The sequence below is a fragment of the Arthrobacter sp. 08Y14 genome, assembly GCF_002929455.1.
Taxonomy (GTDB): Bacteria; Actinomycetota; Actinomycetes; order Actinomycetales; family Micrococcaceae; genus Arthrobacter_B; species Arthrobacter_B sunyaminii.
The window spans coordinates 716,768-728,896 of sequence record NZ_PJIX01000001.1 but is presented as its reverse complement, the minus strand read 5'-3'; the positions used below and the strand labels follow the sequence as shown (position 1 = coordinate 728,896).

The window sequence follows — 12,129 nt, the reverse complement described above, 5'->3', positions numbered from 1 at the left end:
CCCGGAAAACACAGAACACAAAACACAAAAAGGTGCACGCCCCGGTCCGGGGGCGTGCACCTTTTGTTGGCTCAGCGTTTGTTGGCCCAGCGTTTGTTGGCCCAGTGCAGGACGTTAGCTCCGCATCGACTCCGCGATCTGCTGCATGACGGTGTTGTCCGCCAGTGTGCTGGAATCCCCGGCCTCGCGGCCTTCGGCGACGTCTTTGAGCAGGCGCCGCATGATCTTGCCGGAACGGGTCTTGGGCAGCTCCGGCACCACCAGAATGTGCCGCGGCTTGGCGATCGGACCGATTTCCCTGCCCACGTGATTGCGCAGCGTGGCGACAATGTCGTCGTCGTCCTTGGCGCTGCCGCGCAGGATCACAAAGGCCACCACGGCCTCGCCGGTTGTCTCATCCGCGGCGCCCACGACGGCGGCTTCCGCCACCGAGGGGTGGCTCACCAGCGCGGACTCGATTTCAGTGGTGGAGAGCCGGTGCCCGGACACGTTCATGACGTCATCGACGCGGCCCAGCAGCCAAATGTCGCCGTCCTCGTCCTTCTTGGCGCCGTCGCCCGCGAAGTACATGTTGTCGAACCGGGACCAGTAGGTTGCCTTGAAGCGCTCGGGGTCGCCCCAGATGCCGCGCAGCATGGCCGGCCACGGTTCCTTGATGACCAGGAAACCGCCGGATCCGTTGGGCACGGATTCTCCCATCTCGTCCACCACGTCAATCGAGATGCCCGGAACCGCAACCTGGGCGGAACCGGGCTTGGTGGCCGTGACTCCCGGCATGGGGGCAATCATGTGCGCGCCGGTCTCCGTCTGCCACCAGGTGTCCACGATGGGTGCGGGGATTTCCTTCTTGTTGCCGTTGGCGCCGATGACGGTGCGGTACCACATCCACGCTTCGGGGTTGATGGGCTCGCCCACGGAGCCCAGCACGCGGATGGAGTCCAGATTGAACTTTCCGGGAATGTCCCGGCCCCACTTCATGCAGGTGCGGATGGCGGTCGGCGCGGTGTAAAGAATGGAGACCTTGTACTTTTCCACCAGTTCCCACCAGCGTCCCTGGTGCGGAGTGTCAGGGGTGCCCTCGTAGATGAGCTGGGTGGCGCCGTTGACCAGCGGCGCATAGGTGACGTAGCTGTGCCCGGTGACCCAGCCGATGTCCGCGGTGCACCAGTACACGTCGGTTTCCGGTTTCAGGTCAAAGGTGTTGAGGTGGGTGAACGCCGTCTGCGCCAGATAGCCGCCGGTGGTGTGCAGGATGCCCTTGGGTTTTCCCGTGGTGCCGGAGGTGTAGAGGATGAACAGCGGATGCTCGGAGTCGTGGCCCACCGCGGTGTGCTCGGCGCTCGCGGAACCGACGGCGTCGTCCCACCAGATGTCCCGGCCCTCGGTCCACTCGACGGGTTCGCCGTTGCGGCGAACGACCAGGACGCTGGTGACCGTGTGGCCTTCCTTCGCCAGTGATTCATCCACGGCAGGCTTCAGGGCGGTGGGCTTTCCGCGGCGGTAGGAGCCGTCGGCGGTCACCACCAGCTTGGCTTCGGCGTCGTCAATGCGGTTGCGCAGTGCATCAGCGGAGAACCCGCCGAACACCACCGAGTGGACCGCTCCGATGCGGGCGCACGCGAGCATGGTGATCACGGCCTCGGGGATCATGGGCAGGTACACGGCTACCCGGTCGCCCTTGGATACGCCCAGTGATTCAAAGGCGTTGGCAGCCTTCTTGACCTCTTCAGTGAGCTGGGCATAGGTGTAGGTGCGGGTGTCGCCGGGCTCGCCCTCGAAGTAGATGGCCACGCGGTCGCCGCGGCCGGCTTCAACATGGCGGTCCAGGGCGTTGTAGGCCGCGTTGAGTTTTCCGCCGCCGAACCACTTGGCAAAGGGCGCGTCGGACCAGTCCAGGGTCTCGGTGAAGTCTTCGTCCCAGGTCAGCAGGCTGCGGGCCTGGCGGGCCCAGAACTCCGGACCTTCGGCCGCTGCTTCGTCATAGACCGACTGCTGGGCAACCGCGCCGGCGGCGAAATCCGCGCTGGGCGGAAAACTGCGGCGCTCGTGGAGCAGGTTCTCCAGTGCGTCGCCTTGCTGCTTGACGGGGGACTGTTCAGACATCATGAACCCTTTCGCTTAGCTGTCGCCCACGGTCCAGCCCGGATCGAGGGGCTGCCGTAGCGTTGCAATTACCCTAACGCCGATCGGCCGCCAGTGTGTTAACCGTCACATTCACGCCCGGTAACGGGGGTATTTGTGCGGTGAGCGGTAGATCACGGCCCGTGTCGCAGCGGCAGTTCGGCTAGTCTGCGGTGCCGGCGTTGACTAGGCTGTGCAGGGAAGCAACCGCTTTTTACCCGTGCAGGCGGCTCGCCCTGCCGCGGACCGCAGATGTTCTGCCGGCCTGCAGGCGGCGGCCGCGAATGGAGAAACGAATGAACCAGCCCCCCGTTGAGAACGACGCCCGAACGGCGACGGAGACTCCGGCACCGTCGGAGATTCATTCCGCCGTCGAGGACAACGCCCGGACGGCAGTCCTGGGTCCGTTTGGCCTGCGCGACACCGTGGCCGGTGGCTCCGTCCTCCTCATGCTGATTGGTTCCCTGCTGCCGTGGAGCTTTGCCTTCGGCCTGGAAGCCACCTTCTGGTCCCCACTGACCCCGTTGTTCTTCCTGGGAATCGGCATCATCCTGCCGCTGCTCGTCGCCGGGCTCTTTGCCGCCCGCCGGATGGCTCCCGAACTGAAATACCGCGTTGGCTCGCTCTCCGTGGACCAGTTTGGTTCCGTCGTAGCTGTTTTGGCGGTGGCCTTCTTCTTCCTGCAGGTGGTCAACGACTTCACGATTGGCGCCCTGGTCACCCTCATCGGAGCCCTGGGCCTGGTGGCCTCCACCACGCTCGCACCGCACATCCCGCCCTTCTCCCGCGAGTTCGACGAGCGCCCCGCGGCACCGGCCCACGTCATGGCCCGCGACGCTGTCCGTTTGCGCCGCCGTCCGGCCAAGCCCGCACCACAGGGGGCCACGGCCGCCGGTGCCGCGCACGGCACCGGCGAGAACGCCGGCAACAGCGCCGAGCCTGCAGAATCGCGCTTCGCAGGGATGGGCAAGGGCATGGGCAAGCTGGCCCCGGCCGGATTGTTTGGCCGCAAGGCTAACGACGGCGTGACCCCCGACGCTGGTGCCCCCGCCGTTAACGGCATCCCTGCAGATGCCGCGGAAGCCGGCTCCGGAGCGGGCCACACGGAACCTGCCCGCACCGAAGCTGTTCCTGCCGACTCAGCCCGGGTGGAATCCTCAGCTGACCAGAACGCCGCAGCCCAGGGTCCCGCATCGACTCAGGCTCCCGCATCGTCTCAGGCTCCCGCATCGTCTCAGGCTCCCGCAGCGGCGCCGGACAGCGAAGATGCCCTCGCGGCCACCACGGTCAACCCGGTGGTTCCGGCAAAGTCCGCAGAGGCGGAACCGGCCACGCAGGCTTCGGCCCAGGTGCCGTCGTCGGGCACTGAATCCATCAGCGCCACCCGTGAAGAGTCCGAAAACGTGGTGGAAGCGTTCTGGTTTGCCGTGGGAACCCCGCGCCAGATCGTGGACGAACGCACCGGACTGCCGCTGTTCATGTTCCACCCGGGAGACTGGGAATTGGGCCTGGAAGACCGCGGCACCGAATTCCTGGTCCAGGACAAGCGCACCGGCCGCATCGGCGTGCTGCGGGACTTGAGCAACATCGAGCGGGTTGGTGAGGATTCCGGCGAGTAGTCCGGAAACCTCCACCACCGCAGCGGCGCAACAGAAGGACACCAACCAAGTGGCAAAGGCAACCGGGAGTGATCCCTCCCTGCTGGCCCTGAAACGCAGGGCCCGGAAGATCAACCGGATGCTGGGGGAGCTGTATCCCTACGCCGTGGCCGAATTGGATTTCACCAACGCGTTTGAGCTGCTGGTGGCCACCGTCTTGTCGGCGCAGACCACCGACATCCGGGTCAACGCCGTCACTCCCACGCTGTTTGCCCGTTATCCGGACGCCAAGGTACTGGCCGAGGCGGACGAGACGGAGCTGCAGGAGCTGATCCGGCCCACCGGTTTCTTCCGGGCCAAGGCCGCCAGCATCAAGGCGTTGTCCACCCGGCTGGTGGATGAGTACGACGGCGAGGTGCCGGACAAGCTGGAGGAGCTCGTCACGCTGCCGGGAGTGGGCCGGAAGACGGCCAACGTAGTGCTCGGCAACGCCTTCGGCATCCCCGGGATCACGGTCGACACGCACTTTGGCCGGCTGTCACGCCGGTTCGGCTGGACGACTGCCAAGGACCCCGTGAAGGTGGAGGAGGACGTCGCCGAGTTGTTTGAACCCAAGGACTGGACGCCCCTGTCCAATCGGGTGGTTTTCCACGGCCGGCGAGTCTGCCACTCCAAAAACCCGGCCTGCGGCGCCTGCGCGGTGGCCGCGCTGTGCCCGTCCTACGGCGAGGGCGAAACAGATCCGGAAAAGGCGAAAAAACTGCTGAAGTATGAGCTGGCTCCGGGCCGTGAAGAACTGCACGCCCGGATGATGGCCGCTGAGACCCGTGCCCAGCTGCGTGCCGCGGGCTACGGGCTGGAAGCATGAGCGCCTACGCCGATCTGAGGGAGCTGGGTGTTTCAGCCTCGGCCCGCAGCACCAGCTTCGACGCGAATCTGGAGCTGCTGCGCCGCAGCGTGGACCCGGCCACTGCCCGCCGTGCCGCGGTGCTGATCCTCTTCGGCAACCTGGATGACAAGCCCGCTGACTTCCGTACCGCCGGTGTTCCCGAGGAATTGGACGTCCTGCTGGTGGAGCGGGCCGCCACCCTGAACGACCATCCCGGGCAGGTGGCCTTTCCCGGCGGCTCCGTGGACGCGGTGGATTCCGGCCCGGAGGCCGCCGCCCTGCGCGAAGCGCAGGAGGAAACGGGGCTGGACCCGGACGGCGTCGTCGTTCTGGGCACGCTGCCCGAGGTTGGCCTGCCGGTCAGCAACTTCCTGGTGACTCCGGTGCTGGGCTGGTGGGACCGGCCCACCCCGGTGGATGTGGTGGATTACGGCGAGTCGGCGTCAGTGTTCCGGGTCCCGGTGGCGGACCTGCTGAACCCCGAAAACCGCCGCACCGCGGTGATGAGCCACGGCCGAAACAAGCACCGCTCGCCCGCGTTCCTCGTGAACGGTGTCCTGGTGTGGGGTTTCACGGGAATCATCCTCAACGGCGTGCTGGAGGAATTGGGCTGGACCCTGCCCTGGGATGAAAACCGGGAGATCGTTCCCGATCTGTAGACGCTGATTGGGACTGCAGGACGGTCACGGCCAGCTGGACACGGTTGGTGACGTTCAGCTTCGTGAAGGCGTTGGCGATGTGGGTTTTGACGGTGGCGATGCTGACGTAGAGTTCAGCGCTGATTTCAGCGTTGGTCAGCCCGCGGGCAACGGCACAGGCGATGACGTGTTCCCGCTCGCTGAGGACCGCCAGCGGATTGTGCTGTGAGGCGGACTCCGCTGATTCTGCGGATGAGGCCGCCGCGGCTGCAACGATGCGTTTCAGGACACCGGGGGAGAAGCGCAGGTTGTCGGCAGCTGCCGCTCGGACGGCAGAGACCACGTCTGCCGGCGGCGTGTCCTTGAGCAGGAATCCACTCGCACCGGCACGCAGCGCGGACAGGATGAAATCATCGGTGTCGAAGGACGTCAGGACGATCACCCGGGGCGGCTCCGGCGCCGCCGTGATGCGCTCCGTGGCGGCGATGCCGCTTAGGCGTGGCATCCGGATGTCCATGAGGACGACGTCGGGCGCTAGCTCGGCGGCAAGCCGAACGGCCGTGTCGCCGTCGTCAGCTTCACCGATGATGGCAATATCCGGCGCCCCGTCGAGGATAAGCCGCAGCCCTGCCCGGATGAGGGGTTCATCGTCCGCGAGCAGGACCTTGATTGACGCGGCGCTCACCAGGGAACCTGCACTGCGGTGGTGTAGACCCCGCGCTTAGCACCCGATTCAAAGGAACCGCCGGAGAGCCTGGCCCGCTCGGCCAGCCCAATCAGGCCGAGCCCGTCCGGTGCAGGGGACGTGGAGCGGGAAACCGGATTACTGACCGTCACCGTGATGCCCTCCCCGGGTGCACCTGTGAGGGACACAGCCACGGGATGGCCGGGAGCATGTTTCTGGGCGTTGGTGATGCCCTCCTGTGCCACCCGGTACAGGTGGCGGGAGGTGGCATCGGCGGGACCATCCGCTCCGGCTGCCAGCAGCGCCGGTTCGATGCTCAGCGTGATGTCGGTGCCGGCCGCCCGGGCTGATTCCACCAGTGCCGGAATGGAGGAGATATTGGGTTGCGGCGCCGAGGCCTCCGGCTCTTCACGAAGAACGGTCAGTACCTGGCGCAGCTCCGACGCGGCTTTGGCAGCGGTCTCCCGGAGGACCCCGGCCGTGGAACGGATGGTCGCCGGCTCCAGATCGGTGCGGTATTCGAGGGCGCCGGCATGCATGCTGATCAGGCTCAGGCGGTGCGCCAGGGTGTCGTGCATTTCCCGGGCGATCCGGGTGCGCTCGGCCAGCCGTGCCTGATCTGCCCGCGCATCCTGTTCCCGGCGGGCGCTGTCCGCTTCCTGCTGGAGGGAGACGATCAATGCTTTTTTGGCGCCGCGGTTCAGCCCGATCAGGATGAGGACGAGCAGAAACGCCAGGGCAATGAGCGCAACCCACCAGATGTCCCCGTCGCCGGCGTCGTTAACTGGATTGAGGATGAGGTCCGCTCCCACTGCTGCAAGAAAGACAAGCACAGTGGCGGCCAGCAGGCGCGGCCGCCGCAGGGCCGCGAGGCGGACGATGCACAGGCAGGCGGCGGGAAAGGCCAGGGTGGAGAGTCCGCTGAGGGCAATGATGGCAAGTCCGGCGGCAACCGGTGCCCGGCGCAGGGCGATGGGGAGGAGGCCGACGGCGGTCAAACCCAGAATGAAGTCCAGGAACATCAGTCCCATGAAAGGCAGCGGATCGGCGTCGTCGGGCGGCAGCATGGAGCCGCGGACGATCAGGAAAACCAGGACCCCGACTGCCGCGGCGGCGGCGGTGATGCCGGCCGTCTTCCAGGGGCTGGGGCGTTGAGTCGGGAGCGGCATTCTAGAAATCCTAGTGAGCGGTCTGCCGGAGAACAATTAGCCAAAAGCATGAAGTCTTTTCCGCCATGTGGCTGGTGGCGGAAGCCGTTTGGCCGAAGCGGAACGCGGCGCCGGGCGGGCAGGCTGGGAGCATGACAACTGATCTTCCGGCTGGTCCGGACGCTGAGTCCCCCGCCCGCCCGGTTCACGGCCCTTCTCCCGCCTATCCCTTTCACCGCCTGCCCCGCTCCCTGCCCGGCTACCGCTGGTGGCACCCGCTGACCACGGTGTTGGTCACGGTTGTCCTGTTCTTCGTCCTGATGATGCTGGCGATGGGGGCAACGGCGGCGGTGGGGATCTTCGTGCCGGAGGTTTCCGCCATGGTTGACCGGGCATTGTCAGCGCAATCAGACCTCGGCGACCCGGTGCAGCTCGCCTTTCTGCTCGGAACCGTCTGCCTGCTCTGGCCCGCGGCGGCACTGGGCGTGCGGTGGGGCGGCAGGCGTTCCGCCGGAACACTCTCCTCGGTCACCGGCCGGCTTCGCTGGCCGTTGTTTCCCAAGCCGCTTGTCCTCGCCGCCGGCCTGTTCGCTGCCGTGAACGCCCTGAGCCTGCTGGTGCCGGAGTCCTTGCGAGGAAGCGGGGGAGTCCCGGACGGGAGACCAAACCCCGGTGATGTCTGGCTTCTGCTGCTGGTGGTCCTGGCGCTGGTGCCAGTGCAGGCAACCGCAGAGGAGTACGCCTTCCGTGGTTTGCTGATGCAGGGCATCGGTTCCTGGCTGCGCCATCCGGCCTTCGCCATTCTGCTGCCGGTTCCCCTGTTTGTCCTTGGCCACGGCTACGGACCGGCGGGGCAGATTGACGTGGCTGCCTTTGCCGTCGCGGCCGGCTGGATCACCTGGCGCACCGGCGGGCTGGAAGCAGCGATCGCACTGCATGTCATCAACAACCTGGGAGCGTTCGGCCTGGGCGCGGCGGGCTTCGGGGACCTCAACGCCACCGACCTGCCGTGGGCCGCCCTGCCCTTCTCGCTGGCCTTCCTGTTGGCCTACTCCCTGATCGTCATCCGTTGGTTCCCGGCTCCGGCACCTGTGCCGTCGCGTGCGGCGGAGCGTTACTTGGCTTCGGCGTAGGAATCCACGGTTACGGCCACCACCGGGAATTCCAGCGGGATCCGGCCGAACAGCAGGCGGGTGGCCGCCGCAGCGGCCTCGGTGACCAGGGCGCTAACCTCCTCTGCCCGGTCTGCGGGCACATGAAGCATCACTTCGTCATGCAGGAAAAACACCAGCTGCCCCGCCGGGGAGGAGGACGACGCCGCCCGCAGCCGCCGTCGTATTTCCGCCAGCCAGCACAGCGCCCATTCCGCCGCCGTGGACTGCACCACAAAGTTGCGGGTGAACCGGCCCTGGGAGCGGGCGAGGGAATCGGCGCGGCGCTGTTCCTCGGCGGACGCGGTCTGCTGGGCACTCAGCCAGCGTTCAGAGACCGGGGGCGAGGTGCGGCCCAGATGGCTGCTGACCGTCTTTCCGGCTTCCCCTGCCCTGGCACCGCGCTCCACCACCCCAATTGCCTGCGGGTAGGACCGGGTCAGGGCGGGCATCAGCCGGCCGGCTTCACCCGAGGTGGCACCGTACATGGCGCCGAGCATGGCCATTTTGGCCAGCGCCCGGTCGCCGTTGAAGTTCTGGTCCGCGATGCCCTGGTACAGGTCCTTTCCGCGGGCCGCGGCAGCCAGGGCATTGTCTCGGCCCAGAGCGGCCAGCACCCGGGGTTCCAGCTGCGCGGCATCGGCGACGATCAACCGGTACCCCGGATCCGGGCGCACCGCGTCACGCACGTACTTGGGGATCTGCAGGGCACCGCCGCCGCGGGAGGCCCAGCGGCCGGAGACCACACCGCCCACCACGTATTCGGGCCGGAACCTGCCGCCGTCCACCCAGGCATCCAGCCAGGTCCAGCCGTTGGCGCTCAGCAGCCGGGAGAGCCGTTTGTATTCCAGCAGCGGAGCAATGGCGGGGTGTTCATGCTGCTGCAGCTCCCAGGAGCGGGTCGTCTTCACCTCGATGCCGGCCCGGTGCAGGGCGCGCAGCAGTTCCTGCGGCGAATCCGGATTGAACCCGGGGTTGCGCAGTTTGTCCCGCAGTTCTGCTGCGAGCTGTTCCAGCCGTACCGGACGCTGCCCCTCCGGCGGGCGCGGCCCCAGCTCGGCCTCCAGCATGGCTTCGTGAATGTCACGCCGCCAGGGCAGGCCGGCGTGTTCCATCTCCACGGCAATCAGGCCGCCGGCGGATTCGGCGGCCAGCAGCAGCGCCAGCCTGCCTGGGGCGGTGGAAGCCGCGACGGCCGCCAGCTGGTCCTGCAGCTCGGCCACCTGGTCCTCCGGCGACGGACCGCGCCTGCCGGCCAGGGCGTCGAAACCCTCGAGTTCCTCAAAAAGCGAGCTCTGGTTCGGTGCCGGCTGGACCGGCAGCAGCTGGCGCGGGAGCAGGTCCGCATCCTCGCCCGGCGTCTCGGCACGCAGCTTGTCGATATAAGGGGACGCCGGCACGGCTTCGGAAAAACGCAGGATCCCGCGGACCAGGGCCAGATCGTGGCTGCGTTCCACAGTGACGCCGGCGTCCAGCAGACGGGGATAGATGTCCCGTGTGCTGCCGAAAACCCAGCGGACGTTCTGCGGCCGTTCCTCGTAATGTCGCACCGCGGCGGCCAATTGCCCGGGGGCGACGACGGCGGGTGCTGCGCCGGGCTGCCCGGCGTCGTCCAATTCCTGCAGCAACAGGGACCCGGTGGGGGAGGCCGGCCCGGCGGCGGAGAGGACAACGTACATGGTTCCATTGTCCCTGCATGCCGCCGGTGCTTCAGCCGGCTCAACATGACGAATAAAAACGTGCGTCACTCGTCATTACATAGGTCACACCAGTATCGTTTATATTAGGTATGGCAACCCTAACTCGCGTGGTCCGTAAACGCCTTTGGTACGCCGCCCTCCCGCCTCAGGCCCGCGACGATTCAGGTTCCTTATGTCCACAGTGCAAGACCAGTGCTCGTCGCTTCAGGCGATGCGCGGAGAGAATTTGGTACTCCGCTACGGCAGCACGCTCGTGGTCCAGGGTGTTTCGCTGACGCTGGAACCCGGCCGGGTCACCGCGCTTGTCGGCCCAAACGGCAGCGGGAAGTCGACCTTGCTGCGCTCCCTGGCACGACTGCACCGCGTCGACGGGGGAACCGTAAAGCTGGGCGCCGGAATCGATCGGCCTGAACGCGAGGCTTCCCTGCTCAGCGCGCGCGAGTTCGCGCGTGAGGTCACGTTGTTTGCCCAGTCGCGGCCGGCTCCCCAGGGCTTGACGGTGAGTGAGGTGGTTGCCTTCGGCCGCCACCCGTACCGGCGTAGATTTGCCGGCCTTTCCGCTGCTGACCGCAGCGCAGTGAACCGTGCCCTGCGTGCCACGGGCGTCATGGACATGGCGCAGCGGCCGGTCGGGGAACTCTCCGGCGGCGAAGTACAGCGCGTCTGGCTCGCCGCGTGCGTAGCGCAGGAGACCGGCGTCGTCCTGCTGGATGAGCCAACCAATCATCTCGACCTCCGCTACCAGATCGAGACCCTCGATCTGGTCCGCGACCTCGTGGATGACCACGGCGTTGCTGTCGGCATCGTGCTGCACGATCTCGACCACGCTGCCCGGATCGCCGATCATCTGCTCCTGCTGTCGGACGGCCGCATCCACGCTTCCGGCAGTCCGCTCGAGGTACTGACCGCCGCGAATATCAGCGAAGTGTACGAGCTCTCCGTCGAGGTCACCCTCGACCCGCGCACTAACCACCTGCGCATCGATCCCGTTGGACGCCATGCCAACCGCACCGCAACCCAAGTTCCTGCTCCGCCCCGGAGCGCCACCCGAGAGGACCACCGATGATCCGTTCCCGTTCCTTTGCGAGCACGGCCGCGACACTTGCCGTCGCCGCCCTCGCCCTCAGCGCCTGCGGCACCACCGAGGTCAGCGAAGCTGCCGATGTCGCCGCCGCAACGTCCGAGAGCTGCGCGGCCGACACGACGACCACCTCCACCGATGCGGTCTCGATGACCGACGGCGTGGGCCGCACGGTGGAGCTCGATAAGCCCGCCGAGCGCATCGCGGTGCTTGAGTGGCAGCAGATCGAGGACGCTCTCACACTGTGCGTAACACCTGTGGCTGTCTCCGACGCCGAGGGCTACGGAACGTACGTAAGCGCCGAAACCATCCCGGAGGGCGTTGCCGACATCGGCACCCGCGGCGAGCCCGACATGGACGCACTCTACGCAGCGGACCCTGACCTGATCATCATCGAGGCCTACAGTGCCGACGATGAACTCATCGCCCAGCTCGAGGAACGAGGGGTTCCCGTGCTCGCCACTGTCGGCGCGGACGGAGCGGACCCGATCGGCAACATGAAGAACGTCTTCAACATGATTGCCGAGGCGACCGGCCGCACCGATCGTGCCGCAGAAGTACTGGGGGACTTCGACGCACACCTGGCTGCTGCCAAGGACAAGGTCCAGGCCGTGGACCTGCCGACCACCGACTTCCTCTTCTTCGACGGATGGATGGAAGGCGGCAACGTGGTGATCCGCCCGTACGGTGAGGGTGCGCTCTTCACCGCGCTGGGCGAGGAGCTTGGCCTCACCGCTGCCTGGACCGACGAGATTGATGCCTCCTACGGCAGCGGCGGCGTCGATCCCTCGTACGGCCTGGGCCAGACGGATATCGAGGGCCTCACCGCCGTCGGCAACGCCACCTTCTTCTACTCCGCCGACGAGGGTGCCGACGGGTATGTCAGCGAGTTCGAGAAGAGCCCGATCTGGACCGCTCTTCCTGCCGTGAAGGAAGGCCGTGCGCACGCGTTCCCGGCAGGAGTCTGGGGCGCCGGCGGTCCGCTGTCCAACCAGCAGGCAATCGACGCGTACGTCAACATCATTACCGAGCAGGGTTGAGCCACTCCACCCGAACAGCGCCGCCCGGCACCGGACACGATCGTCAGCCGGTCCCGGACGCCGGTCTTCGCGCCGGTC

The 12,129-nt window shown here is 66.9% G+C and carries 10 protein-coding genes; 6 read left to right on the top strand and 4 right to left on the bottom strand.

Going from position 1 to position 12,129, the window contains the following annotated elements; translation table 11 throughout:
- Positions 1 to 114: 114 nt before the first annotated feature.
- Positions 115 to 2,103 (bottom strand): acetate--CoA ligase, encoded by a 1,989-nt coding sequence (gene acs, locus CXR03_RS03395; RefSeq protein ID WP_104101931.1) that lies wholly within the window; start codon positions 2,101 to 2,103, stop codon positions 115 to 117.
- A 314-nt stretch (positions 2,104 to 2,417) separates the two neighbouring features.
- Here acs and CXR03_RS03390 point away from each other — a divergent pair, with 314 nt between their 5' ends.
- The 3 genes from CXR03_RS03390 to CXR03_RS03380 are packed head-to-tail and all read left to right on the top strand — an operon-like array spanning position 2,418 to position 5,267.
- On the top strand, positions 2,418 to 3,740 hold the full coding sequence (locus CXR03_RS03390) for a hypothetical protein (RefSeq protein WP_104101930.1): 1,323 nt from the start codon (positions 2,418 to 2,420) through the stop codon (positions 3,738 to 3,740).
- 49 nt (positions 3,741 to 3,789) lie between these two features.
- On the top strand, positions 3,790 to 4,587 hold the full coding sequence (gene nth, locus CXR03_RS03385; RefSeq protein ID WP_258073470.1) for an endonuclease III: 798 nt from the start codon (positions 3,790 to 3,792) through the stop codon (positions 4,585 to 4,587).
- Complete coding sequence (locus CXR03_RS03380; protein ID WP_104053100.1) at positions 4,584 to 5,267, top strand: CoA pyrophosphatase; 684 nt, start codon at positions 4,584 to 4,586, stop codon at positions 5,265 to 5,267. The genes nth and CXR03_RS03380 overlap by 4 nt, the downstream gene beginning before the upstream one ends.
- Here CXR03_RS03380 and CXR03_RS03375 read toward each other — a convergent pair.
- A complete protein-coding gene (locus tag CXR03_RS03375) occupies positions 5,194 to 5,931 on the bottom strand; it encodes a response regulator transcription factor (RefSeq protein WP_258073469.1) in 738 nt (245 codons plus the stop codon). The genes CXR03_RS03380 and CXR03_RS03375 overlap by 74 nt on opposite strands.
- Positions 5,928 to 7,100 (bottom strand): sensor histidine kinase, encoded by a 1,173-nt coding sequence (locus CXR03_RS03370; protein ID WP_181034479.1) that lies wholly within the window; start codon positions 7,098 to 7,100, stop codon positions 5,928 to 5,930. The genes CXR03_RS03375 and CXR03_RS03370 overlap by 4 nt, the downstream gene beginning before the upstream one ends.
- Before the next feature lie 131 nt (positions 7,101 to 7,231).
- Here CXR03_RS03370 and CXR03_RS03360 point away from each other — a divergent pair, with 131 nt between their 5' ends.
- Positions 7,232 to 8,212 (top strand): CPBP family intramembrane glutamic endopeptidase, encoded by a 981-nt coding sequence (locus CXR03_RS03360; RefSeq protein WP_181034478.1) that lies wholly within the window; start codon positions 7,232 to 7,234, stop codon positions 8,210 to 8,212.
- Here the strand turns inward: CXR03_RS03360 and CXR03_RS03355 are convergent.
- Positions 8,194 to 9,909, bottom strand: coding sequence for a bifunctional 3'-5' exonuclease/DNA polymerase (locus CXR03_RS03355; RefSeq protein ID WP_104101925.1), 1,716 nt, complete (start codon positions 9,907 to 9,909; stop codon positions 8,194 to 8,196). The two genes, CXR03_RS03360 and CXR03_RS03355, sit on opposite strands and share 19 nt — an antisense overlap.
- 193 nt (positions 9,910 to 10,102) lie before the next feature.
- Here CXR03_RS03355 and CXR03_RS03350 point away from each other — a divergent pair, with 193 nt between their 5' ends.
- Positions 10,103 to 10,996 carry an ABC transporter ATP-binding protein gene (locus CXR03_RS03350; protein WP_104101923.1) on the top strand — a complete coding sequence of 298 codons (894 nt, stop codon included), beginning with the start codon at positions 10,103 to 10,105 and terminating at the stop codon, positions 10,994 to 10,996.
- On the top strand, positions 10,993 to 12,051 hold the full coding sequence (locus CXR03_RS03345; RefSeq protein WP_104101922.1) for an iron-siderophore ABC transporter substrate-binding protein: 1,059 nt from the start codon (positions 10,993 to 10,995) through the stop codon (positions 12,049 to 12,051). Before CXR03_RS03350 ends, CXR03_RS03345 begins: the two co-directional genes overlap by 4 nt.
- The last annotated feature ends 78 nt before the right edge of the window (positions 12,052 to 12,129 follow it).